The sequence below is a fragment of the Nocardia sp. MH4 genome, assembly GCF_019266065.1.
GTDB lineage: Bacteria > Actinomycetota > Actinomycetes > Mycobacteriales > Mycobacteriaceae > Nocardia > Nocardia canadensis.
In genome coordinates this window covers 21722-46962 of the sequence record NZ_LPNR01000130.1, presented here as the reverse complement: position 1 = coordinate 46962, position 25241 = coordinate 21722, and the positions used below count along the sequence as shown (strand labels likewise).

General features: G+C 67.0%; 17 protein-coding genes. 11 read left to right on the top strand and 6 right to left on the bottom strand.

Going from position 1 to position 25241, the window contains the following annotated elements; genetic code table 11:
• Window positions 1–21 precede the first annotated feature (21 nt).
• From ATM97_RS31965 to ATM97_RS31945, 5 genes are all read right to left on the bottom strand, one after another.
• Entirely contained in the window at window positions 22–990 is a 969-nt protein-coding gene (locus ATM97_RS31965) for a bifunctional lytic transglycosylase/C40 family peptidase (RefSeq protein ID WP_308248695.1), read from the bottom strand.
• A 46-nt stretch (window positions 991–1036) separates the two neighbouring features.
• On the bottom strand, window positions 1037–1954 hold the full coding sequence (locus ATM97_RS31960; protein WP_218721941.1) for a replication-relaxation family protein: 918 nt from the start codon (window positions 1952–1954) through the stop codon (window positions 1037–1039).
• A gap of 165 nt (window positions 1955–2119) precedes the next feature.
• The gene (locus ATM97_RS31955; RefSeq protein ID WP_218721940.1) at window positions 2120–4600 is read right to left on the bottom strand and encodes a type IV secretory system conjugative DNA transfer family protein; all 2481 of its coding nucleotides are present in this window, start codon (window positions 4598–4600) and stop codon (window positions 2120–2122) included.
• Window positions 4597–5607, bottom strand: a complete 1011-nt coding sequence (locus tag ATM97_RS31950; protein WP_218721939.1) for a TRM11 family methyltransferase — start codon at window positions 5605–5607, stop codon at window positions 4597–4599. The genes ATM97_RS31955 and ATM97_RS31950 overlap by 4 nt, the downstream gene beginning before the upstream one ends.
• A 49-nt stretch (window positions 5608–5656) precedes the next feature.
• On the bottom strand, window positions 5657–6298 hold the full coding sequence (locus ATM97_RS31945) for a hypothetical protein (protein ID WP_218721938.1): 642 nt from the start codon (window positions 6296–6298) through the stop codon (window positions 5657–5659).
• 476 nt (window positions 6299–6774) lie between these two features.
• On the opposite strand from ATM97_RS31945, the gene ATM97_RS31940 reads away from it, so the two are divergent.
• The 6 genes from ATM97_RS31940 to ATM97_RS31915 all read left to right on the top strand — a co-directional run bounded on the left by ATM97_RS31940 (window position 6775) and on the right by ATM97_RS31915 (window position 14777).
• Window positions 6775–7698 carry a hypothetical protein gene (locus ATM97_RS31940; protein ID WP_218721937.1) on the top strand — a complete coding sequence of 308 codons (924 nt, stop codon included), beginning with the start codon at window positions 6775–6777 and terminating at the stop codon, window positions 7696–7698.
• Window positions 7695–8093: a pilin gene (locus ATM97_RS31935; protein WP_255588714.1), complete on the top strand. Its 399-nt coding sequence runs from the start codon at window positions 7695–7697 to the stop codon at window positions 8091–8093. Before ATM97_RS31940 ends, ATM97_RS31935 begins: the two co-directional genes overlap by 4 nt.
• Before the next feature lie 2 nt (window positions 8094–8095).
• Window positions 8096–9964 (top strand): hypothetical protein, encoded by a 1869-nt coding sequence (locus ATM97_RS31930; protein WP_218721936.1) that lies wholly within the window; start codon window positions 8096–8098, stop codon window positions 9962–9964.
• Window positions 9961–12915: a PrgI family protein gene (locus ATM97_RS34955; protein WP_218721935.1), complete on the top strand. Its 2955-nt coding sequence runs from the start codon at window positions 9961–9963 to the stop codon at window positions 12913–12915. The genes ATM97_RS31930 and ATM97_RS34955 overlap by 4 nt, the downstream gene beginning before the upstream one ends.
• Before the next feature lie 217 nt (window positions 12916–13132).
• Entirely contained in the window at window positions 13133–13363 is a 231-nt protein-coding gene (locus ATM97_RS31920; protein WP_218721934.1) for a helix-turn-helix domain-containing protein, read from the top strand.
• A gap of 91 nt (window positions 13364–13454) precedes the next feature.
• Entirely contained in the window at window positions 13455–14777 is a 1323-nt protein-coding gene (locus ATM97_RS31915; RefSeq protein ID WP_218721933.1) for a tyrosine-type recombinase/integrase, read from the top strand.
• A 49-nt stretch (window positions 14778–14826) separates the two neighbouring features.
• Here the strand turns inward: ATM97_RS31915 and ATM97_RS31910 are convergent, their stop codons facing one another.
• Complete coding sequence (locus ATM97_RS31910) at window positions 14827–15549, bottom strand: amidohydrolase family protein (protein ID WP_218721932.1); 723 nt, start codon at window positions 15547–15549, stop codon at window positions 14827–14829.
• Window positions 15550–15866: 317 nt separating this feature from the next.
• On the opposite strand from ATM97_RS31910, the gene ATM97_RS31905 reads away from it, so the two are divergent.
• The 5 genes from ATM97_RS31905 to ATM97_RS31885 all read left to right on the top strand — a co-directional run bounded on the left by ATM97_RS31905 (window position 15867) and on the right by ATM97_RS31885 (window position 25203).
• Window positions 15867–16253, top strand: coding sequence for a hypothetical protein (locus ATM97_RS31905; RefSeq protein ID WP_218721931.1), 387 nt, complete (start codon window positions 15867–15869; stop codon window positions 16251–16253).
• Window positions 16254–16432: 179 nt separating this feature from the next.
• Window positions 16433–19579 carry a hypothetical protein gene (locus tag ATM97_RS31900; RefSeq protein WP_218721930.1) on the top strand — a complete coding sequence of 1049 codons (3147 nt, stop codon included), beginning with the start codon at window positions 16433–16435 and terminating at the stop codon, window positions 19577–19579.
• A 537-nt stretch (window positions 19580–20116) separates the two neighbouring features.
• On the top strand, window positions 20117–20602 hold the full coding sequence (locus ATM97_RS31895; protein ID WP_218721929.1) for a hypothetical protein: 486 nt from the start codon (window positions 20117–20119) through the stop codon (window positions 20600–20602).
• Window positions 20599–23712, top strand: a complete 3114-nt coding sequence (locus ATM97_RS31890; protein ID WP_218721928.1) for a tetratricopeptide repeat protein — start codon at window positions 20599–20601, stop codon at window positions 23710–23712. The genes ATM97_RS31895 and ATM97_RS31890 overlap by 4 nt, the downstream gene beginning before the upstream one ends.
• 564 nt (window positions 23713–24276) lie before the next feature.
• Window positions 24277–25203, top strand: coding sequence for an AbiJ-NTD4 domain-containing protein (locus ATM97_RS31885; protein WP_218721927.1), 927 nt, complete (start codon window positions 24277–24279; stop codon window positions 25201–25203).
• Window positions 25204–25241 lie beyond the last annotated feature (38 nt).

The window sequence follows — 25241 nt, the reverse complement described above, 5'->3', positions numbered from 1 at the left end:
TCTCCGTTCGGGAGTTGGTGTTCAGGGGGCAGCGGGAGAGTTGTTGTTGTGGGCGGGGGTGGGTCGGGTGGCGGTGTAGTAGTCGTCTCCGGGCCACCGGTAGGGCGAGACCTGGACGGGTTCGTTGAAGGTGGGTGCGTGCACCATCTGGCCTGCGCCGAGGTAGATGCCGACGTGGTGGACGTCGCCGCCTGTGCTGTAGAAGACGAGGTCGCCGGGGGCGAGCTGGTCCTCGGACACCGGTGTGCCGGTGTGAACTTGGTCGTAGGTGGTGCGCGGGATGGAGATCCCAGCGGCGCGGTAGGCGGCTTGGGTGAGTCCGGAGCAGTCCCAGCCGCCGTTCACCTCGGGCCCGTTGCCGCCCCACACGTACGGGAGTCCCAGTTGAGCGCAGGCAAACGAAATCACCTGTGCGGCTGTCGGGTTCGGCGGTGAGGCAGTAGAGCAGTCGCCGCCGGAGGTGTCGGGTGTGATGGCTCGGTAGCGGGCGGCTTGGTCGAGGACCTGGTCGACGTACCAGTCGGCGTGGTTGTAAGCGAAGATCGCAAAGTACATGTCCCCGGGTGCACCGGAGTCGCACAGGTAGAACGCGGCGGCGTGGATGGCGTCGGAGGGGTTGTAGCGCGAGGGCGGGTTCGCGCCACCGGCGGGCAGGGGATGCAGGGCGACGACGGAGTCGAAGGTGGGGGCGAGGAACTGCATCGGCCCGCCGGCTCCGGAGCTGTTCTCGCCGGAGGACACTCCGGGCAGGGTGGAGCGTCCGTGTTCGGTCTCGATCTTGCCGATCGCGGCGAGCACCGACCAGTCCAGGCCGGGGCAGTCCCCGGCGGCGGCTTGATAGAGCACGAGCATCTCGGCCGGGATGTCTTGCTGTGCTTCGGTGCTCGGGGTCGAGCCGGTGCCGATCGAGCCCCCTGGGGCGGGTGCGAGCGTGTGGTCGAACACGACGACGGCGCTGACGACGGTCGCGATGACGACGGTGAGGAACACGAATCCCGCGAATCCCGCCCCCAGGGTCTTGACCAGTATCAGAGCTTCACCACGACTCGGAGCGTGGCGGCTGGGGTGGCGGCGGGGAGAGGGTGATGATGCCGCCTAGCGCGGTCGGTTCCGGGTCGATCTCCTCGGCCGGTGGCGTGCGTCGGGGCCACACGGCGGCGAGGTGGTGCAGGCGTTTGCGTTTGCTGTCGGGGCCCAGCGACAGCCACACCTGCTCGGCGGGACTGGCCTGCGCGCCGGAGGAGAGGAGTTCGGCGGCGGCGGTGGCCACGGGCACGGCCTCCGGGTCGGGGAGCCGCTCCCACGTCCGGTGGAGCGCCGCACGTGTTCTGGTCTCGCGGGCGATGCTCGGTACCCAGAACAGGACCGGGGTGATGAGGCCGGTGGTGCGGGCCAGTTCGGCGAAGCCGTTCAGTTTGGCCGCGACCTTGGACAGCCCTCGGGTGGTGTCGAGGTCGTATTCGAGGAAGAAGTCCAGGGTGGTCTCGGCGTAGGTGTAGCGGCCGAAGGCGTCGGGGTGGGCGAGGTCTCCCCAGAGGCGTTCGCAGCGGGTCTGGGACCACCACGCCCGCACTCGGGAGGGTTCGCCGCGCTGGTCGTGGTCGGGGTGGGCGATCAGGGCGGTGAACCAGTCGGCCACGCCGAGGGTGTGGGCCAGGTGCAGGCTGTGGGAGACGGCCAGGGCGCGCTGGTGGTTGTAGCCCAGCTCGCGCACCGTGATCCCGGCTTCCGCGGCGAGCACCCCGGCCCCGGCCGGGGCCAGGACCCAGTGCATCGGCGCGCTTCCCCGAGTCCGCAACGGCCGGAACCGATCCACCACGCCGTAGCGGTGCAGCAGAGTCAGCCGCCGCAACGCCTTGGCAGGGGTAGGGAAGGCGAGTGCTGAGAGCTGGTTGGTGGTCAGGACGCGGTGCTCGTGCAACATCCGCAGGAGCCACCGGTCCCGCTCGGTCAACTTCCCGACGAGCGCGGTCAGGTCGAGCGGTCGGGGTCGGGGCCGGGAATCGGGTCGGGGTCGGCGGCTGTCGGCTTGCTGGGCGGGGCGGGAAAGCATGTGTGGCACTGCCTTTCTCGGGTGGTCAGGTTGGACCGGCGAGGGTTGGGCGGCGGAAAGGCCGAGTTACTCGGTGGGGCCTGGGGCAGGCGTGGACGCTGGGGCGGCCAGGCGGGCACGGGCGGCGGCGGCGATCTCACGAGCGCGGCCCGGGATCGACGGGTCGAGCGGGCGGGTGGTGAGGGTGAACGGGCGCGCGTTGCGGCCGTCGACCAGCAAGCGGGCGGCGGCGTGGAAGGCGTCCAGGTGCGACAGGTCGTGCTCGGACAGCCACGGATCGGTGTGACGGGCCAGGTCCCGGGCGTCGTCGGGCGAGACGGCGAAGATGAGCTTGTTGCGCGCGTTGGCCGAGATGCCGTCGCGCAGTTCGCGCGAGAGCTGGCCCAGGTTCTGGTGCGCCAGCAGCAGCGACAGGCGCAGTCCTCGGGCTTCGGCGAGCATGTCCTCGATCGGTGTGGACAGGTTGAGGAAGTTCTGTGCCTCGTCGAGCACAAGCGCCGCGTCAGGCCGATCGGCAGAAGCCACCCTTGCCCGTGCGGTCACGGCTTGCCAGGTCCGTGCCACCAGCAGTGACCCGACCAGGCGTGAGGTTTCTTCTCCGAGTGAGCCTTTTGGCAGTCTGGCGAGGCAGATGCCGCCGTTGTCGAGGATGTCGGCGAACTCGACCGTGGAGGGGCCGCCCGCGATGGCCGACCGCACGAACGGGCGCAGTAGGAACGCTCTCAGTTTGTTCAGCAGTGGGCCGGTGAGTTGAGCGCGGCCGGTGTCGGAGAGCTGTTCGTAGGCGTCCCAGAACCCGCGCAGCACGGGGTCTTTGGTGGTGCGGGTGATCCGGGACCGGAACGCGGACTCGGTGAGCAGTCGGGGTAGGTCGGCCAGGGTGGCGGTGCCTGGTTGTGCGCAGAGGGTGAGCAGGCTTGCGCGCATGATGTCGTCGGTGCGTGGTCCCCACCACTGGTGAAAGATGCGGTGGAACACGGTGACGAGGTTGTCGACGGCGAGATCGGTTCCCGCGCGCCCGATCCGGCCGATATCGAGGGGGTTCACGCACGGCGGCGGGGCGGAGGAGTCGGCGTCGAAGAGCACCACGCGATCGGCCATGCGGGACGGCAGCCGCGAGAGGACGTCGGTGACGAGGTCGCCTTTGGGGTCGATGACGATCACCCCACGCTCTGCCTCGGCGTCATCGAGGATGGTGCGCGCCAACAACGTGGACTTGCCGACACCGGTCGGGCCGAGGATGTGCAGGTGATGACGCGCATCGGAGACCTTGACCGCGACCGGGCGGCGGGTTCCGGTGTCGGCCATGCCCAACGGTTTCGTGTGTTGCCCGCCGACGGGGATCTCCGGAGCTGGGGACAAGGCTCGGGCTCCGGCGCGCTGCAGGCCGGGTAGTCCGTCGTCGGTGGGCAGATGCGCGATCGTGGCCAGCTCGGGCACCGAGAGCACGTCTCCGCGCCCGAGCTGCCGCTGCCGGATCAACCGCTCCAGGCGGAAGGGCTGACGGCGTCGCCGGTAGTAGTTGTGGTCGGTGCAGGCCCCGAACACGGTGGCGAGAGCGTCGGCGCGCCCGCGCGCCACCGCTCGCGCTTCGCCGGTCGAGTTGCTTTCGTCGGGGTCGGTGGAGATCGGGATCGAGGCGGCATAGCGGACGATCGTCTCCCAGTGCGCGCCTCGGGCTTTGGCCGCTGCCGCGCGGGCAGCGGCGCTGTACTCCAGCGACATCTGCCGGTCGGTGGCCCTTCCGTTCCCCGTCCCACCTCCGGCGGTGGGGGAGACACGGGTCGCGGACGAGCCGGGCGTGAACAGGTTCAACGCCTCACGCAGCACACCCGTCACCACCCCGGCCCGGTTGCTGGTGCTCGCCGCTGCGCGGGTGGCTCGGGCGACGCGGCGGCCGGTGACCGGGCGGGCGAGGATCTGCACGCAGGTGGCCTGGCCGGGGGCCAGATCGTCGGCGGCGGTGATCACGTTGCGCACCAAGTCACCGGAGTGGTCGGTACTGAGCGGGAGTCCCTCACGGCGCCCGAGGCGCAACTCCCCTCCGGCCACGATCCGCCGCACGCCTTTCACCGTGGTCGGCAGCGGGGGCCGGGCGGGTTCGACGGTGTCGGTGTGTGCGCCGGGCCAGGCGGAGGCGATGGCGCGTTCGATGAGCCCGGGCGGGATCGCTCCGGGCACCCAGAGCCGGATCGCCGCGCCTTCCTCCGGGGTGACGGTGTACTCGAACCCGAGATGCGGTTGTCCCAGAACGGTTCTCGCCCAGGCTGGTCGGAGTTGTCCTATGAGGTGGGCCCAGAAGCTCAGGGCGCCTTTTGCATCGACCTCGGGTGGGGTGAGCACGGTGATCTGGCGGGCGCGTGCACTCAGCCGGCCCCGCCGCCACCGAACCGCGAGCCGCACCGCGGCGAGCACCGCGAGACCAGCCGCGACGACGAACAGGCCATCGGTGGACACGAGTGTGTGTTCGAGGGCTTCGCGGAGGTCGGCCAGGGCCCGGCCGGGCGCGAGAAGCGCCCGGCCGAGCCATCCCTGCTCGGGATTCACGCGGCCACCGACCCCGGGCCGGTCTCGGTGTTCGGCAGCGTCGCCGCGCTGCCGAACGGGAACCGGCCCGCCGCGCGGCGACGTTCGGTCGCCTCGTCGGCGTCGGGCTTGCGCAAGATGATGACGTCCTCGTGGGCGATGAGGTGCATCGGCAGCCCGGCCGCGCGCTGCTTGACGATGAAGTCGCGCTGGAAGAAGCTCGACCGTGCGACGAGTTCGCCCTCGGTGAGACGCCCGAGCAGCGCCACGCACCGCTCCACCGGAACCAGCCCGGCCAGCTCGCCGCAGGTGTAGAGGTGCGCGGGCAGCGGCACGAGTTCGGCGTGCTGACGCCACGGCCGCGCGGTGATCACCACATACCCACCGGGAGCGAGGTATTCGGCGGCACCGGCCAGGATCTTGGTGAACCCCGACAGCAGGCGGCCGATCCCGACGTTGGCGAGGTTGCCCCGGTCCAGGACCGCGCCGTAGCGCTGGTTCTTCTTCCGCAGCTTCTCGGTCGTGGAAGTCTTGACGTGCCCGTGCACCGAGTCGCCGTAGGGCGGGGAGGTGATGACCAGGCGCGCCTGACCGCGTAGGTCTGCCGGGATCAGATCCCCGAGTTTGCGGGCGTCGCCGTGGAAGACGTCGGCGGCGAGATCGATTCCGGCCTCGTGAGCGAGCTCGAGGTTGGTGCGCGCCAGCTCCGCCCACCGACCCTCGTACTCCACCCCGACCGCTCGGCGGCCCAAGTGCAGCGACTCGACCAGGGTGGTGCCGATCCCGCACATCGGATCCAGCACGAGGTCTCCGGGACGGGTGTAGGTGTTCACGGCGTGGGCGACGATGGCGGGGAACATTTTCGCCGGGTGCTGGACACTGTCGGGGTGGTAGCGGCCCCGCCGCTGCGCGGTGGGTGCGGTCTGCGCGGTAGCCCACACCGACACCGGCGCGACGACCGAGGCGGTCTGCGCGAGGGTGCCGGAGTCGATGTCGGCGGCGGTGGTGGTGGTCGGGTCGAGCGTCATTCGGGTGTCCTTCGCGTGAGAGTTGCGGCGGGCCAGCGGGTGTGCGAGCTCAGCCATGGGCGGGCTGGAGGAAGACGAAGACGTCGGTGTGCGCGACCGTGTGGCGCGCGTTGTGCGAGGGAGCCGGGGCGGGAGTCGCGGTGACGGCCTGCCCGGAGATTGGGGCGGCAATGATGTGCTGGAGATAGAGCAGATCGGCGGCTTGGGCGGCGGCCACGACCGATCCAGCCGGGTCCAACAGGACCCCGGAGTCGCTGTGGCGGCAGCGGGAGAAAACGACCAGCAACCCACACCTCGCGAGGACTTCGGTCGCGAGCGCGGTGATGTGCTCGGCGGCGGCGATCGGGTCGAGATGATCGGCGAGCAGGCTCGCGACGACCAGATCCACCGGCTCACCGCACCAGGTCCGGTCAGTGGGGGCATCGAGTCCGTGACGGCCCAGATCCCCGATCGTGGACAGCGCGGCGGCGGTGTCGGGCTCGATGATCCGCAACGCGCCCCGGGCGCCGGGGGCGGGCCAACCCAGCAGCATCACCCGCGCGCCGGGCGCGGAGAACTCGGTGATCGTGTGGACCAGAGCCTGGTCGGGCCAACGGTCGTCGGGGTCCAGCGGCTCGGACCCGACCGCCCACAAGGTCGAGGGGACGCGCACGGCGGCGGAGCTGGAACGGGGTCGGGATGTGGCGGGCATTGTGGCCTCCTGAGCGAGAGAGCGGTGTGTACTCGCTTACTTCCGCCAAAAAGCAAAAATCGGGACACGGTCACCCGATAAATTTTCTGAGAATTTCCTGAGTCAGAAAATCCTGCCCACCGGGACAGTCGTCCACCCTGTCGGTCGGAAACTTTTTTCAAGTATTTTTCGCCGGGTTGCCGGCACTGTTCGATGGCCCTATCCAGATCCTATCTGAAACATATCCGGTTCATATCCTGGAAATATCCGCGACTTCACAAGCCCAGTTGGATGCCTATATGCGCGCGGATATCCAGCGGCCCAGCGGCGGCGCGGCGAGCGATAGCGAAATATTCGCCAACTCGCCCAGGATATGACTTGGATATGTTTCAGATATGGTTTGGGTGTTGTCCGGATAGAGTTTGGATAGGTTTCGGATATGGCCGCGAGGTGTCCTTGCGAGGTCGGAATTTCTCGACCGAACAAGGAGATCTGTAGTGACGAATTCACGCGTCGCGACATATGCGGGACCGGGCGCAAAGCCGGGCTCGCCGCTGGCAGTCGTGTGGGCGGGCTTCGACCGGATGGCCGCCGAAACCATGCCCACCGACCCGCACCCGACGCCAGCACCCCCCGACCCCGCTGACCCGGCGCGGACGTGGGGGCAGTTGCGTGAGCGGCTGTGGCATCCGGCCACCCCGATGGGAGAGGTCGACGCGATCTGGGTGTGGCTGCTGCAACGAGTCCGCGCCAACGACACCAACGCGATGCTCGTCTGCTCCGGGCTCGCCGCGCCGATGCTGTCGCGGACCGCCAGCGAGTGCGTCCCCTCCAACCACCCGGCCCGCCACGACATCGAGTCCGAAATCCTGACCGCGTTCCTGGCCCACCTCCCGCGCGTGGGACTGGAGGAGCCAGGAGTCTGGCACCGATTGCGGTGGGGCGCTTACCGCGCGGCGCTCGCGGCGGCAACCAGTCAGCGAACCGGCGCAACTGTCGTTGGCGACCTCGACCGTGACCTGGCTTCGCTGGGGGAGCGGGGCCAGGCGATGGTCTCGGGTCCGGGGCATCCCGAGACGGTGCTGGCCGATGCCGTGGCCGCTGGAGTGATCTCCGCCGACGCTGCCGAACTCATCGCCGCGTCACGGTGGGAGGGCCGGTCGCTCACCGCGCTGGCGGCCGAACGTGGTGTGTCGCTGTGGAAGTTGCGCAAACAGCGCCCCCGCGCCGAACGCGCCCTACTCGCGTGGCTGAACGACCGCGTCCGAGACTTCGATCCCGATCGCAGCGGCCCGGTCGAAGCCGAGGCGGTGACCGCCCTCGCGCCGCCGGATCGGTCACCGCGGCGAGGTCGCCGGCCGAACCCGCCCTCAGCGGTCCCGGCGCTGTCGAGCACCGAGCACGGGCAGGTGGCGGCATGAACACCAACCGGGGACACGTCAACCAGACCACGCCAGGGTCGGCTCGGCAGCATGGACGGCGTTGGCTGCGGGTGCTCGCGGTCGCGGCCACGAGCGCAGTCCTGTTGTTGATCGCCGGATCTGCCTCGGCGGCACCGCCACACACCGAGGTCCTGGCCATCGCCTCGTCGTTGGGCGAGGTGATCGACAACGCCCGTAACTGGTTGGTCGGCATCCTGGCCGGGCTGGCGACCTTGTTCTTGACCATCGCCGGAGCCCGCTACCTGCTCGGCGGCGGCGACCCCAGCGAGATCGAGAAGGCCAAAACCGCCTTCCGCGCCGCCTGCATCGGCTACGCGCTGGCGATGCTGGCACCGGTCATCGTCGCCGTGCTCAAATCCATCATCGGAGCCTGACCGTGACCACCTCGGCCCAGGCACCACCCGCACCCGCGCGGCTCTCGCGGACAACGCGCACCGCCGCCGCCACCGCAGCGGCCGTGCCCGCCGCGATCCTGATCGTGCTCACCAGTTCCGCCGGAGCCGCCGCCCAACCCGCCACCCCGACACCGACTCCGCCGGTGACCACCGCACCCGCCACCCCGGACACGACAACCACTCCACCGCCCACGACTACCCCGCGCCGATGGGTGACGCCGCCCTCGACCACCGCCCCGCCGACGACGACCGCGCCCGGCACGACAACGGCACCCGGCTCCGGTTCGGGGTCGGGGTCGGCGGAGTGCGGGGTCACCAACATCAACGGGTGTGTGGAGAACGCCGTCGACGGGTTCTTCCAGCGCATCGTGGAGACCTCGCTCAACCCGCTGCTCGAGTTGCTGTCGAAAACCCTGCTCACCACACCCGAACCCGGGCAGATACCGGAGATCGGGGCGCTGTGGAACCAGTCCTGGCAGATCGTGCTCGCCCTCTACGTCCTGGTCGTCATGGCCGCAGGCGTGCTGCTGATGATGCGCGAGACCGTCCAAACCCAATGGTCGATCCGTGAGCTCGCGCCCCGGCTGGTGATCGGGTTCGCGGCCGGGGGATTGAGCATGATGATCGCCACCGCCGGAATCGGTTTCGCCAACGCCCTCGCCGGTGCCCTGGCCGGAGACGGCGTCGACTCCGGCTCGGCCGCCGACGCCCTGACCGAACTCGCCGTCACCAGCAACCAGTCCCGGGGCGTGTTCATCCTGCTCCAGTTGGCCCTGTCGATGATGCTGCTCGTGCTGCTCATCTCCTACGTCGTCCGAGTCACCATCACGATCCTGCTGATCGTCGGCGCACCCTTGGCGTTGATGTGTCATGGGTTGCCCGGCCTGGACGGTGTCGCCCGTTGGTGGTGGCGTAGCTTCGCCGCGTGCCTGGCGATCCAGGTGGTGCAATCACTGACGCTCGTGACCGTCTTGCGGGTACTGCTGGCTCCCGGCGGGTGGCATCTGTTCGGTCCGGACGCCAACGAGATCGCCGACCTCACGGTCGCTTTGGCGTTGATGTTCGTGTTGATCAAAACCCCGATGTGGCTGTTGTCGGTCCTCAAGATCGGGCAAGGCCGCAGCTTCCTCGGCTCGATCGTGCGTGGCTTCATCGCCTACAAAACCCTCGGGATGCTCAAAGGCGCCACCTCGAGCACCTCTCGCACTGCCGCGACGGGGGCATCGGCACGACGAGCTCCACGCCCTGCCCGCGCCCCACGAGCACCTCGCACCGCCGCCAGCAGTGGGTCGCCCGATCCCTACGCGCGGGTGCGTTCGACGCGCGACGGGCAGCTCATGCTGCCCCTGGAAGGAGTCCGCCGCGTCGCCCGGCAACCCAGCCCGGCACCGGCCCAGGCGAGTAGCATGCCACCGCCGCGCCCGAACCGTTCGGCGAGGGGGCGCCAGCTCGCGTTCGACTTCACCCCGCCGGACCCGTATCGAGGCATCCGGGCTGGGGCCGGGGGACAGTACCCGCTCCCGATCGCCGTGCGTCGCGTCCGCACGACACCAGCGACCCCGCTACCAGAACGCCCCGCCCCCCGGCGGCGGAACGAACAGCTCGCCTTCGACTTCACCGAACCCACCCCGCCCGACCCGTACGCGCGTCTTCGCCCGAACCGCAGCGGCCAGTACCCACTCCCGTTCCCCGTCACCCGGGTCAAACCCGTTGCACCACCGCCGCACCCACCACAACGACCCGCACCGGCACCAGCGCGTCCGGCGGGGCGGCAGCTGCACCTGCCCATGCCCGATCTGCCCGTGCGCCGCCGCGCTCCGCGCGCCCCGAGAGGAGGAACCCTCCAGTGAGCACCATCGTGCGCATCCCCACCGACGTCGACCGCTCCGACCGGCTGCTGGGGCCCTTCACCGCCCGCCAACTCGCCGTCCTGGCCACCACCGCCGTCCTGCTGTACTCGACCTGGGCCGCCATGCGTTCCCTGTTGCCTTTGCCGGTGTTCACCGTCGCCGCTGTGCTGGTGTTCGTCGTTGTCGCGGTCGCGGTGCTGACCCGCCGCGACGGCCTGTCGGCCGATTTGCTGCTCGTCGCCGCAGTCCGTCACCGACTGCGCCCACGCCACCTCGCCCGATCACACGGCGGTACTCAGGCACGGGCACCGCGCTGGATGACATCCCGAGTCAAAGGTCGCCGTCCCCGGCTACCGGTGCCCTCGGAACTGTCGGCGAATCAGGCTCGCTTGCCCGAGTCGGTGTCGAGCAGCAGCAGCGGCAGGGTCGGGGTGATCGACCTCGGCGCCGACGGCCTCGCCGCCATCGCGGTCGCTGGAACGCTGAACCTGTCGTTGCGGACTCCGGCCGAACAGGACAGCCTGGTCGGGCAGCTCGCGGGCTGGCTGCACACCCTGCGCCAGCCCGTGCAGATCCTCATCCGTTCGGCCCGTCTGGACTTGACCGAACACATCACCGGCCTGCACGGCGCCGCGACCCAGATGTCGGCCGACCTCGCCGCGGCAGCCCTCGATCACGCCGACCACCTTGCCGAGTTGGCCGCCCGCGAAGATCCGGTGCACCGGCAGGTGCTGCTCGTGTGGCGTGAGCGCACCGAAGCCCTGCCGACCAGCGGGCTGCATGCCCGCCTACCCGGACAGCGCCGGGCCTGGCGCACGCTCTCGGGTGGTGCGCGCCGAGCGGCCGAGTCCCGGCTGCTACGCCGGATGAACGAGGCCGCCGATGTGCTGTCTCCGCTGGGGATCTCGGTGACCGCCCTAGACCACGACGCCGCGGCTGCCGTGTTGGCCAGCTGCACCAACCCCGAGGGCCGGGTGTCGGCCGCCGCCGACATCACTCCCGCAGACACGGTCATCACCACCGACCCTGATGCCCGAATTCCAGACCCATTCGCCGGGGACGGGCTCGACCGGTTCGCCCCAGACTCGGTCACCATCGGCACCCGGCACCTCGAAATCGGATCCAACTGGAGTTCCACCCTCGCGGTCACCGGATACCCGCGTGAGGTGACGGCCGGCTGGCTCGCGCCCCTGTTGTCGCACCCCGGTCGAGTCGAGGTCGCGGTCCACGTCGAGCCGGTCGACCCGGCCACCGCAGCTACCCGGTTGCGCCGCCAGCAGGCCCGCCTCGAATCCTCCCGAATGCACGATCTCGGCCGGGGCCGCCTGACCGACCCGCAGGTCGACGTCGCCGTCGAGGACGCCGCCGACCTCTCGGCCCGTGTCGCTCGCGCAGAGGCACGCCTGTTCCGGGTCGGGGTGTATCTCACCGTCCACGCCGAGACAAGGACCGAACTGGCCGACGAGGTGGCCGCCGTGCGGGCACTGGCGGCGAGCCTGCTCGTGGACACCTGCACCCTGTCCTACCGAGCAGCCCAAGCCTGGATGACAACTCTGCCCCTCGGACTCGACCTGATCCGGGTCCAGCGAACCTTTGACACCACCGCCCTCGCCGCGGCATTCCCCTTCGACTCGCCCCAACTCCCTGCAACCGATCCCGCCCAGGCCGCGCGACCCCAGGGCGTTCTCTACGGCCGCGACGCCGCGTCGGGGTTGCTGTTCGTGGACCGTTTCGGGCCTGAGGCGCACAACCACAACCTCGTCGTGCTAGGCCGCAGCGGCGCGGGCAAGTCCTATCTGGTCAAAACCGAAATCCTGCGAGCGTTGTATCGCGGGATCGAGCAGGTCGTGATCGACCCCGAAGACGAATACCGCCGCCTCGCCGAGTCCGTGGGTGGCACGCACATCCGCCTCGGTGCACCCGGGGTCCGGCTCAACCCCTTCGATCTGGAAGTCCACACCAGACCCGACGGCCGCCGCAGCGCCCCGACCGAAGCACTCACCCGGCGGAAGCTGTTCCTGCACACTCTGGTCCAGGTGCTGCTGGGGAACCAGACCGCCGTACAGCGGGCGGCCCTGGACGCCGCGCTGGCAGCCGCCTACGCCGCCGCTGGGATTAGCGACGACCCATCCACCTGGACCCGGCCTGCGCCCACGCTGAGCGGACTGCGTGACCAGCTCGGTCAGCTCGGCACACCCGCTGGGACCGAGCTGGCCGCCGGGCTGCACCCCTACACCGGGCAGGGAGCCTATGCCGGGCTGATCGACGGACCCACCACCACCGAATCCGAGGGTGGGCTGATCGTGTTCTCCCTGCGGGAGCTGCCCGACGAGCTGAAAACCATCGGCACCCTGCTCGTGCTGGACGCGACCTGGCGGCGGGTGGCGAATCCTGGCCGGCGGCGACCCCGAATGATCACCGTGGATGAGGCGTGGCTGCTCATGCGCGAGCCCGCCGGAGCAGCGTTCCTGTTCCGGGCCGCGAAGAGTTTCCGCAAGCACTGGGCTGGGCTCACCGTCGCCACCCAGGATTGCGCGGATGTCTGCTCGACCGAGCTGGGCCGCGCGATCGTGTCCAACGCCGCGACCCAGATCCTGCTCCGCCAGGCTCCCCAGGCCATCGACGAGGTCGCTACTGCGTTCCATCTCTCCGACGGTGAGCAACAGTTCCTGCTCTCGGCCGCACGCGGATCGGGGCTACTCACGATCGGCGGCACCGACCGCGCAGTGTTCGGGTCACTGGCTTCACACACCGAGAACGCACTTATCACCACCGATCCCGGCGAACTTGCCTCCACCACCGATGAGCCCGACACCGACATCGATATCGACTCTGCCGGGTCCTCGCCCACGCTCACCAACCAGACGGCATCGGCCACACCGGCACTCCTACGACCGCTCGGCAGCGACGAAGTACGGAGTCGTCCAGTAGGTCGAGGTGATCTTCGATAATCGCTCAGCCTGAAACCGAAGATCTGTATTCAGCACGGGAGAAAGCTTCGGTCGAAGTAACCGTCTACTAGCCGTAGGTGCAGTGTCGTAGCCGAACTCTATTGCGGCGCTTGACAGCTCGTTGTGTTTGGTGCGTTGATATAGCAGGTAGTTGATATTCGCAATCAATCGATTCGGGAATTCTGCTGAACACACTTCGATATTGAAAGGAACCGGCATGGTCGATCATTTCTCTGGGTGGCTGACAACTGATGACGTCGCCCGCCGATTGAAGATACCGCCGAAGACGTTAGCCAACTGGGCTTCCGCCGGTAAGGGGCCCCGATTCGCTCGCATCGGCCGTCATCGTCGATATCCATTGGACGAGTTGATTGCCTGGGAGCAGATGATGCTCGAGCAGGGTGGCGGCCATTCTCTGGACGAGATCGAGCGCCGAGATGCCGCGTGATGGAAGCGGCGGAGATCGCTTCCTCGCATTCGGGACTGTCTGTACATATTCGTCGGCTGAGATCGGCGGATGCACGGTGAGGGAATAGTCGGTGCTGCAGCGGAATCCTGTCCCTGCCTTGCGCGCGTTGCGGGCGTACGACACCTGGCATCGCCAGGGGCGAGACGCCAACGGCCGCAAGGTGAAATCGTCCAGCTACGGAAAAGGTAGGCAATGGAGGGGCGCATACCAGGACGGGATCCGTCACACTCCCCACACGCGCGGATTCGACACCTCCAAAGCAGCCGAAACGTGGGCGCAAAATCAAGTATCCGCGATCAAGGCCGGGCAGCACATCACCAAAGATGCCGCTCGGGTCATGATGACCGAATGGTGCTGGGAATGGCTAGATCTCCAGGCAATCGATCGAGGCACTTTTGGCGGCTACCAGAGCAAGATCAAGCTCATCCTCAAATATCTCGATCGCCTAGCCGTCCACGAAGTGCGTGAGCCGCACGTGCTGAAATTGATGACCGGGCTGCATCGAGCAGGCTACTCGTTCGACTACCGAGTAGACATCCACCGCCTGCTCACCCGGATCATGGCCGCGGCGAAACGGGCTGAACTCACCACAGTGATGCCATGCTCGATCGAGACCTACGCCAAACCGAACCGGGAACGTCCGAAGATCGCCCCCTACTGCCCGACCATCGAAGAGTTCTGGACCTTTTTCCACCTGATGCCGGAAGAGACCCACATCGCGGTCGCGCTCGGTGTCGGCGTCGGGCTTCGCCTCAGTGAAGCCCTCGGCGCGAACATCGAAGACCTCGACGTCGAGGCGTGCACGTATCAGCCTGTCACTCAATACAAGCCATCTCGCCGAGTCGACGGCAAGAAGATCGGCAGCCACGACGGCCCCTTGAAGACCGAAACATCGGGGACGCAGATCCCGGTCGACCCATGGGTCGTGGACTGGCTGGTCAGCCTGCTCGACGGACGCACGACCGGCAAGTTCATCCAGTTCGAAGCGAGTCGTAGTGGCGGTCGAATGTCGCAGAAGGCTTTGCGGAGCCGTGTCTACGCCGCCGTGTCGGAGCTCGGTGGGGAACCCGCACGACTGGTGCCCTGGGGACCCGACGGAAAGATGCGTCAGCAGATGGGCTTTCACTCGCTTAGGCACCTGTACGGATCCCTTTTGGCCGACGGGGCCTACAGCCTGGCCGACGTCACCCGCCGCATGCGACACAAGAACAACACCACCACCCTCGATATCTACACCCACCTGGTGGACGGGCAGCGGGACACGGCGCAGACCATCGGACAAGCGCTTCGGCGCGGGCTGCTGGACTACCGGCAAGCCGCGGCCGGGTTGCGGCTGGTCGGTGACGCTCCGAGCGCGCCCCCTACCTGGGAATCTGCGCCGTCTCGGGTCTGATGCTCGACTACCGAAGTCACGTTCGCACGCGATCCGATGTATCGCTCGGTCAACCTAACCGGGGAAAGAGCGGAATCGCGTTCGTGGTGTTGATGGCAGTGGACTGCTCGACCGCCAGGCCAGAGCCGGAGTCGAGGATCTCGGTGAGGCTCGTGGCCACCGCGCGCGGGGCGTAGGGAAAATCGCTGCCGAAGAGGATCCGTGACGGTTCTGCAAACTTGCCGAGCGCCGTGATTGCGTACTCGCCGGACGAGAGTGCGGTGTCGAAGTAGAAGCTACGTAGCTGTGTCAGCAGTTCCTCACCCGTGGGGCCGTGGGGATCGAACGCCGCCCGTGCAAGGGAGAAGCGAAGTGCGGCGTAGGGGACGAAGCCGCCTGCGTGAGAGAGGATGATCCGGGTGCGGGGGAAGCGCGTGGTGATGCCGTTGTAGACCATGTGGACGGCATTGCGGGTGGTGTCGAAGGGGTAGTCGACGATCGGACCCGGAACGTCGGGCAGTACCGGCATCATGGGGTGGCCGGGATGGATGAAGACGACCGCATGGTGGCGGTCGAGGGTGTCCCACACGGGATCGTACCGATTGTTGCCGAGGTAGATGCCCTCGTAGTTCGACAGCAGAACGATGCCGTCAGCCTGAAGCTCGTCGAGGGCGTAGTCGATCTCCGCGACGGCGCCTTCGACGTCGGGCAGCGGGACGGTTGCGAAATTGCCGAAGCGCTGCGGGCGAGCGCTGACGAGGTCAGCGGTGTACTCGTTAACGCGCCGAGCCATTTCACGGCGCTCGAGATCGTGCCATTCACCGGGGTCAGGGTGGTCGCCGGAGCGGAAGGCCCTGTTGCGGAGGACTTCACGCTGGGGGCTGCTGCAGGATCGGGCGACAGTGGCACCTACCCCTGCAGCAGCCCTTATGCCGCTTGGGTGGTACCACTTTCATGGTGGCTTGTTGAGCGACCGACCGGAATGCGAAAGAGGTTGTGCCGCAACATGGTGTAGCACTTCGGCGGCGGCGGACGACATGTGGTGAAGTGGTGGGTGTTCGCGGTGCGGGGCTGTAAAAATCGGTCTCAGTCTCTCTGAAAGAGGTTGGTATGGCGTCAGGACAGTCGGTGTGGCGGGTGGTGGTGCCTACGGCGGCGACCGCAGGTTTGTCGACGGCGCTCGCCGTAGCGATCAATGTCGCGACCGGTGGCGGTCATTCGGTGTGGGCGTGGGTGGCAGTGGCGGTGTTAACCGTTGGCGTGTTCGTGGTGTCGTTGTGGCTACATCACAACCAGTCCTCCGCCGTGCCTGCTGCTCCGGCACCGGAGCCTGCTTTGGGAATCGATCTGTCGGACCTGCAAACACCGGGAGGAATGAGCGCCGAAGGGGTTCATTCCACAGGAACCGCAGTCAAGATCGACAAAGGACGTTTCGGCGGTGGGCTGGTCTTCAAGAACATCCGGGCCGGTCATGGTGACGTCCCCCCACACCCATGAGTGAAGGTAAGGCTGGCAAACGGTGGTGGCGCCGGCCGCGCGTTGATCCGGGTCGGAGCCCGGTCTATGACTTCGACCAGGTCCGTGTGAAAGGAGGCGGCATCACCATTCACCACACCGAGGTCGGTGTGGTCTCCGACGCTGCGTTGCTGTCGGGGAGGTCGCTGTATGTGTCCCAAGTGCGTGAGTTCTTGGCCCCAGTCGACGGATTGCGGGACAGGGCCCGCGAACTCGATGATGTGGCCGCGTTCTGCCGCGGTGAACAACCGTATATGTGGATCAAGGCGAAACCGTGGGCGGGAAAGTCGGCGTTGCTGTCATGGTTCATGCTGTTCCCGCCCAAGGACATGACGGTGATCGGGTTTTTCATCACCGACCGTCTCGCCGATCAGAACGACCACACCGCGTTCACGAACGCGGTCCTGGATCAACTCGCAGTGTTGTTGCCGGATCATCGAGCGTTGATCGCGGCCGCCACGATTAACCGTGACGGGCTGCGTAATGAGCTGCTCACCCTCACTGCTCAGCGTGAAGCCGAGGCAGGACGCCGACTGGTGTTGGTGGTCGACGGCCTGGACGAGGACACCAACACACCACCGATCGTGAGTTTGCTGCCTTCCCGCCCGAGTCCGAACCTGCGGGTAGTCGTCGCCAGCCGCCACGGCCCCGCCCTGCCGATCCCGTCCGGTCATCGGCTGGCCGATACCAAGCCTTACCTGCTCACATCCTCCCGGTTCGCCGCTGATGTCCGGGCGAAAGCCCTTGCCGAGCTCGGCGTCTTGTTGCGTGGGTCGGGTGCCCATCGTGACCTGCTCGCGTTGATCACCGCCGCCAACGGTCTGACCGTTTCCGAACTCACCGATCTCACGGGTATGGCGCCGTACGAGATTCATGAGCTGCTACACGCGGTCGCTGGACGTAGCCTGCGTACACGCTCGGCGCTGTCCGGTCCGGATGGTAAGGGGGATCCGGTGTATGTGCTGGCCCACGAAACCCTGCAACGTACCGCCGAAAGCGAACTCGGTCGCACTTACATCGATAGGTGCCTGGAACAGTTGCGCGTCTGGGGCGAGCGTTACCGTGACTTGGGCTGGCCCGCGCAGACACCGGACTTCCTGCTACGCCGCTACTTCCCGGTCCTGGACAAGCACGACGACTTCCCGCGGATGGCGGCGCTGGCCCTCGATGTCGTTCGTCACGACCGGATGCGCGCACATACCGGCGGCGATGTGACCGCGCTCAGCGAGATCCGCACCGTACAGCAGATCATTTGCGAGCAACCTGATCCCGACCTGCTCACCACCGCACGCCTGGCCCGCCACCGCGACAACCTCCACACCCGCAACGCCAACATCCCTGCAGAGCTGCCAGCTGTATGGGCGAGCCTCGGCCAACCCGACCGCGCTGAGACTCTGGCCCGCACCATCACCGACCCGCAGCTACAGGCCGGCGCACTCGCCGGGGTGGCGGTCGTGGTCGCGGCCACTGATCCCGGTCGCGCTGAGACTCTGGCCCGCATCATTACCGACCCGTGGCGACAGGCCGACGCGCTCAGCGGGGTGGCGGTCGTGGTCGCGGCCACTGATCCCGGTCGCGCTGAGACTCTGGCCCGCAGCATTACCAACCCGTGGCGACAGGCCGACGCGCTCAGCGGGGTGGCGGTCGTGGTCGCGGCCACTGATCCCGGTCGCGCTGAGACTCTGGCCCGCACCATCACCAACCGACGGCTACAAGCCAACGCGCTCATCGAGGTGGCTGCCGCGGTCACAGACACCAATCCTGACCGCGCCGGTCGAATCGCCGGTCGCGCCGAATCTCTCGCTCGCACCATCACCGACCCGCAGCAACAGGCCAACGCACTCGCCGGGGTGGCGGCAGCGGTCGCGGCCACCGATCCCGATCGTGCCGAAACTCTGGCCCGCACCATCACCGACCCGCAGCAACAGGCCAACGCACTCGCCCGGGTGGCGGTCGCGGTCGCGGCCACCGATCCCGATCGCGCCGGTCGAATCACCGATCGCGCCGAATCTCTCGCCCACACCATCACCGACCCGCAGCAACAGGCCAACGCACTCGCCCGGGTGACGGTCGCGGTCGCGGCCACCGATCCCGATCGTGCCGAAACTCTGGCCCGCACCATCACCGACCTGCGGCAACAGGCGAACGCACTCGTCCGGGTGGCGGTCGCGGTCGCGGCCACCGATCCCGATCGGGCTAGTCGAATCGCCGGTCGCGCCGAATCTGTCGCACGCACCATCTCCGACCCGCGGCTACAGGCCAAAGCACTCACCGAGGTGGCTGCTGCGGTCGCGGCCACCGATCCTGATCGCGCCGGTCGAATCGCCGGTCGCGCCGAATCTCTCGCCCGCACCATCACCAACCCGCAGCAACAGGCCAAAGCACTCACCGAGGTCGCGGTCGCGGTCGCGGCCACTGATCCCGATCGCGCTGAGACTCTGGCCCGCACCATCACCGACCCGCAGCAACAGGCCAACGCACTCGCCGGGGTGGCGGCAGCGGTCGCGGCCACTGATCCCGGGCGCGCCGAAACTCTGGCCCGCACCATCACCAACCCGCAGCAACAGGCCAACGCACTCGCCCGGGTGGCTGCTGCGGTCGCGGCCACCGATCCTGATCGCGCCGGTCGAATCGCCGGTCGCGCCGAATCTCTCGCCCGCACCATCACCGACCCGCGGCTACAGGTCAAAGCACTCACCGAGGTGGCTGCTGCGGTCGCGGCCACCGATCCTGATCGCGCCGGTCGAATCGCCGGTCGCGCCGAATCTCTCGCCCGCACCATCACCAACCCGCGGCAACAGGCCAGTGCACTCGTCCGGGTGGCGGTCGCGGTCGCGGCCACCGATCCCGATCTCGCCGGTCGAATCACCGGTCGCGCCGAATCTCTCGCCCGCACCATCACCGACCCGCGGCAACAGGCCAGTGCACTCGTTCGGGTGGCGGTCGCGGTCGCGGCCACCGATCCCGATCGCGCCGAATCTCTCGCCCGCACCATCACCAACCCGCGGCTACAGGCCAAAGCACTCACCGAAGTGGCGGTCGCGGTCGCGGCCACCGATCCCGGTCGCGCCGAATCTCTCGCCCGCACCATCACCGACCCGCAGCAACAGGCCAACGCACTCGCCCGGGTGGCGGTCGCGGTCGCGGCCACCGATCTCCACTGCGCCGAGACTCTACCCGGGCGGCGGAGCAAGCATCTTCTGGCGCTTGCCTGGTCGATTGCAAACTGGGAGATCCCGATATCGGCGCTGCGTATGGTCGATAGATCCGCACTGCACGTCCTTGCATCCGAGCTGGGCGACCGATAACAGGGGAGATTCGCGTCGGATGCCTATCTGAGGCACACCCAGGTGGTCAGGCGCTTCCGCTGAGAATTGTGTCAAGCCTGATCACCGGCTTCATGGCGCTATTCGGCAGCGCCCTAGAGCCATCCCGGACGACCAACGTCTACGGCTGCCGGTCCAACCGCGTCAGCTCCCATAGCCATGGCCCATCCTCGTCCTTGCTGCATGAGGTTCGAAATAGATGTCGGAGTTGCTGCTGACCGCCGGCAGGCGCTATCGGGGCTGAAGGCCACCGAGATTGTGCATCTGTCGATGTCGTTGAACTCGTTTTTGTGGGGAGTCGGGTACGCGCTCTCCGCAAGGCGCACGATGTGATCGCTGCCGGCCGCGAATAGCGCACCGTCAGGGCAGAACCCCACGCAGACTCGTCCCTTTGGCAGACCGGAGACTGCCTATCTATCCCAGGATGTATCGGAACTGAGGCCAAGACCGCGCTGCCGTTGTGGTGTGTTGAGCGACCGACCGGGATGCGAAAGATTGTGCGCCCCAACGCAGTAACGAGTGGGCGACAGACAACGGTATCTTGCGAAAGGGCTGGTCTTCGTGGTGTCGGGCTGTGAAGATCGGACTCGGTGTTTCCAATATCTCGGTGTTTCCTATCAGGAGGTCGATATGGCGGTTTGGCGAGTAGTGGTGCCCACCGGGGCGGCAGCGGTGTTGGCAACAGCGTCGGCGGTGGTGGCGAATATCGCGACCGATGGCGAGCATTCGGTGTGGGCGTGGGTAGCGGTAGCGGCATTAACCGTCGCGACGTTCGCAGTGTCGTTGTGGCTACATCACAGCCAATCTCCGTCCGCGCCCCCTGTTCGTACGCCCGAACCTGCTGTGGGAATCGACCTGTCGGACGTGAAAACACCGGGAGGAATGAACGCCGAGGGGGTTCAGTCCACGGGCACCGCGATCAAGATCGAGAAAGGGCGCTTCGGTGACGGGTTGGTGTTCAAGAACATCCGGGCCGGCCACAGCGACGTCCCTCCACACCCATGAGTGAACACAATGCCAGCAAGCGGTGGTGGCGTCGGCCACGTGTTGCTCCGGGCCGAGGGCCCGTCTATGACTTCGACCAGGTACATGTCGAAACTGGTGGCATCACCATCCACCACACCGAAGTCGGCGACACCACCCACCTGATCCAAACCGGTGACGATGCCCGAGCGATTCTGTTGCCGCCGGAGGCCTTTCGGCCGATCAGCGAGATCGACGCTCCACCAGGGATCAACAACCTGCCTCCGTTACCAGGAGAGTTCGTCGGTCGGCAAACCGAACTCGATAAGCTCGACACGATACTGTCCCGCCCGGGACAGGTCGTGGTGCAAGCCGTCCACGGTTTGGGCGGGATCGGGAAAACCACACTCGTTGCGCAATGGGCCGCTACCCGACCCCACGGGCACTACCCCGTCGTGTGGATCACCGCCGAGACCGCCGTCGATATCAAGCAGGGGCTGGCCGATTTCGCTGCGGCGCTGCAGCCCACACTGGAACACGTGTTGCGGGTCGAGCAGTTGGCCGAACGCGCTCTGCAGTGGCTGGCCGCCCACACCGGTTGGCTGTTGGTTCTCGACAACGTCGACAACCTCACCGACACCGCCGAGGTGATCGCCCGCGCCACCACCGGTCGCATCGTGATTACCAGCCGACGCGCCACCGGCTGGCGACCCGGCACCGCGGTGATCCGCCTTGGTGTGCTCGAACCCGACGAAAGTCTCAGACTGCTCACCAGCATCCTCACCACGACCGGACCGCGTGATACCGAAGGTGCTGTCGAGTTGTGCGCCGAGCTCGGGCACCTGCCACTGGCAGTCGAGCAGGCCGGGGCGTTTCTGGCACAGAACCCGTTCACCACCCCCCGCGCCTACCTGCAAATGCTCACCGACAACCCCGCTTACACCTACCGGCAGACTGAGATCGGCGCCGATCCCGAACGCACCATCGCCCGGATCTGGAAGATCACTCTCGACCGCATCACCACCATCGACCCCACTGCGGCAGAGATCTTGCGTGCACTGGCTTGGTTTGGCCCCGATGCCATTCCCCTCACCCTGTGCCGGAACCTGGCCGACTCGCCCACAGATCGACCCGCGGTCGATGCCGCACTCGGGATCCTGGCGGCCTACAGCATGATCACCCCCGACCTCGGTGGCGCCGGGTTGTCGATCCACCGGTTGGTCCAAGCCGTTTCTCGTACTCCCGATCCCACCGATCCCCACCGTGATCGCAAAGCGATCGCACGAGCCCGTACCCATGCGATCGAGACCTTGTATGCCGACCTGCCCGACAGGGAGAACCCTGTTACTTGGCCGACCTGGCGAGCCCTGCTGCCCCACATCGACGCACTGACTGAACACACCACCCGTAAAGAGTCCACCGGAACCAGAATCGCGGCGATCTGCAGCACCGCCGGGTTGTTCCTGCTCGACCAGGGCCTGCATTCCAGAGCAATAGCTCACCTTCACCGAGCCTTCACCGACTGCGAGCGGATCCTGGGCCCCGACGACCTGGGCACTCTGGCCTCCCGCAGCAACCTCGCGGAGGCTTACCGAGCGGCGGGCCGGGTCGCCGAGGCAATTCCACTCCACGAACGAACTCTGACCTATCGCGAGCGGGTGCTGGGCCCCGACCACCCCGACACGCTGGCCTCCCGCAGCAACCTCGCCAACGCCTACCGAGCGGCGGGCCGGACTGCCGAGGCAGTCCACCTCCACGAACGAACCTTCACCGACTCCGAGCGGGCGCTGGGCCCCGACCACCCTGACACCCTGAACTACCGCAACAACCTTGCCGAGGCTTACCGAGCGGCGGGCCGGACTGCCGAGACAATCCCCCTCCACGAACGAACTCTCATCGACCGCGAGCGGGTCCTGGGCCCTGACCACCCACGCACCCTGATCTCCCGCAACAACCTCGCGAGCGCCTACCAAGAGGCGGGTCGGACCATCGAGGCGATCCCGCTCCACGAACGAACCCTCGCTGACTGTGAGCGGGTGCTGGGCCCCGACCACCCTGACACCCTGAATTCGCGCAATAATCTAGCAAATGTCTACGGGGCGGCGGGCCGGGTGGCCGAGGTAATCCCGCTCCACGAACGAACTCTCATCGACCGCGAGCGGGTGCTGGGCCCCGACCACCCACGCACCTTAGCCTCACGCAACAATCTCGCCGAGGCATACCGGGCGGCGGGCCGGGTTGTCGAGGCAATCCCCCTCCACGAACGAACTCTGACCGACTGTGAGCGGGTGCTGGGCCCCGACCACCCCGACACCCTGACCTCACGCAACAATCTCGCCGGATCCTACGGAGCAGTGGGCCGGTTTGCCGAGGCGATCCCATTCCACGAACGAACTCTGACCGACTGTGAGCGGGTGCTGGGCCCCGACCACCCCGATACCCTGAACTACCGAAGCAATCTAGCGAATGACTACGGAGCGGCGGGCCGGATCATCGAGGCAATCTCGCTCCACGAACGAACCCTCATTGACCGCGAGCGGATCATAGGTTCTGACCACCCTGACACCCTGACCTCACGAAGTAATCTAGCAAATGCCTACCGGGCGGCGGGCCGGATCATCGAGGCAATCTCGCTCCACGAACGAACCCTCATTGACCGCGAGCGGATCATAGGTTCTGACCACCCTGACACCCTGACCTCACGAAATAATCTAGCAAATGCCTACCGGGCGGCGGGCCGGACCGCCGAGGCAATCTCGCTCCATGAACGAGTCCTCGCCGACTCCGAGCGAATCCTGGGCTCCGACCACCCTCACACTCTGGCCTCCTGTAACAATCTTGCCGAGGTCTACCAGGCGGCGGGTCGGCTCCGCGAGGCGATCCCGCTCTATGAACGAACCCTCACCGGTTGCGAGCGGATCCTGGGCCCCGACCACCCCCGCATCCCGAACTCCCGCAATAATTTAGCAAAGGCGTATGGAATGGCGGGCCGGCTCCGCGAGGCGATTCCGCTCTTCGAACGAACCCTTACCGACTGCGAGCGGATCCTGGGCCCCGACCACCCCCATACAGATCTGGTTCGTGCCAATCTGGTGGCTGCGCGAGCGGTGCAACGGTCTAGACCGCCTCGTCGAACTAGGCGGCGACGATGAAGGTCGCCTTGCTGAATATGGCCGGTGGTCTCGGCGGAGTTGGTTCCGCTCAAGGCGACGTTTACGGTGAGCCGTGCGGAAGCCGAAATCGCCTGCTGGCCACCAGTATGCGGCCTCGGGGCGGAGGTGGTTGGTGATGACACACACGATCATCGCGCGGACTTCACGGTCGTTGTGCCGGTACTTGAAGTGGAGTTCCTGATCATTGGAGCGGATGCCGTCAGCGTTGGTGCAGTGGTGAAGTCGAGCCGTCACCCTCTGTCGCGATCATCGAGCAGAACGCCGAGATTGAACTTCCACTAGGATCCGGTCCGGCGCCGTGACGCGCGCCGGGTGCTGGGTGATGCGTACCTGCGCGGCCGAGCGCCCGAGCCTGCTCGCCAAGCCAAGCCGCTCCGCTGGCCGACGCCTCCGCGCAACCGCCGCGCTGATCCGGCGGCGGGCGCCGACACCGGCGGAACCGCCTGAGCGTGTGCAGATCTCGCGCCTGGCTACTCGGTGATGCCCGTGGTGTTCAGGTTCGTCAGAGTGGAAATGAAGGAGCGTCGACAGGTCGGAGGTGACATGATCTGGGGCGTGGCGGATCAGGATTTCTACAGCGATCGTGTGCAGGGGCCAAAGCCGCGCGATCGGGACGAACTATCCGAAGACACCCGCAACGGGCTGATCAACGTGGTCATCGGATTGATCAATGAGCATTGGTTCGCCGAGCGCTTTCCCGAGGAATGCCCAGACGGCAACAACATCTGCGGCACACTGACCGGGAACCTGCTCACCGATATCCGTGCGCTCATTCCCGGCATCCCATTGCAGCAGCTGAACGCCGACCATATGAGCGACATGCAGGCGTTCGACCTGCTCGAGTACGCCTACCAGCACATCTCCAAACCGAAACGCGTCAAAGAACACGGCTACTACAAGCACTGGGAACTGAGCTTCGATCGCAAATCAGCGCTCTCCGAGTTCCGCAAACGGGTCAACCTCATCCTGTCCCGTGGCCGCGCGAACTACGAAATGGACACCGACGGGCGCATCGTCCGGATAGGGTCTGCGCCGGTGCGTCGCCTCGTTCAAAAGCTTCGTCCAGACACCGGTGACGAGGATCTGGATGATCTGATCCGCAACGCCCTCGAATTCTACACCTCGAAGGATCCTCAGCAGCGCCAGGCCGGGCTGGAAAAGCTGTGGGACGGCTACGAACGTCTTAAATCCGTGAGCGATCCCGACAGGAAGCCCGACAAGAAGCCTGATAAGAGGCGGGGGATCGCCGCACTGATCGAGGTGATCAAACCGCCAGAGCTGCGCGCCCTCGTAGAGGCGGAGATGCGCACGCTCACCGACATAGGCAATCAATTCCAGATCCGGCACTTCGAGTCGGACACCCACCCGATCCCGGACTTCGCCCGGGACTACGTCTTCACCCGTCTGGGCGATCTGCTGATGTGGATCCTCGCCGAAAACGGATTGCTGTCGGACGATCCGGACAACTAGCGCTCGCGTGATTGGGCGGCGACGCGGCGAGCGAGCAC

Bases quoted from the DNA above. Each gene is read 5' to 3' on its own strand.
- ATM97_RS31935 (WP_255588714.1), top strand. From the start codon at position 7,695: ATGAACACCAACCGGGGACACGTCAACCAGACCACGCCAGGGTCGGCT.
- ATM97_RS31910 (WP_218721932.1), bottom strand. From the start codon at position 15,549: ATGGCTCGGCGCGTTAACGAGTACACCGCTGACCTCGTCAGCGCTCGC.
- ATM97_RS31885 (WP_218721927.1), top strand. From the start codon at position 24,277: ATGATCTGGGGCGTGGCGGATCAGGATTTCTACAGCGATCGTGTGCAG.
- ATM97_RS31945 (WP_218721938.1), bottom strand. From the start codon at position 6,298: ATGCCCGCCACATCCCGACCCCGTTCCAGCTCCGCCGCCGTGCGCGTC.
- ATM97_RS31950 (WP_218721939.1), bottom strand. From the start codon at position 5,607: ATGACGCTCGACCCGACCACCACCACCGCCGCCGACATCGACTCCGGC.
- ATM97_RS31890 (WP_218721928.1), top strand. From the start codon at position 20,599: ATGAGTGAACACAATGCCAGCAAGCGGTGGTGGCGTCGGCCACGTGTT.
- ATM97_RS31905 (WP_218721931.1), top strand. From the start codon at position 15,867: ATGGCGTCAGGACAGTCGGTGTGGCGGGTGGTGGTGCCTACGGCGGCG.
- ATM97_RS31920 (WP_218721934.1), top strand. From the start codon at position 13,133: ATGGTCGATCATTTCTCTGGGTGGCTGACAACTGATGACGTCGCCCGC.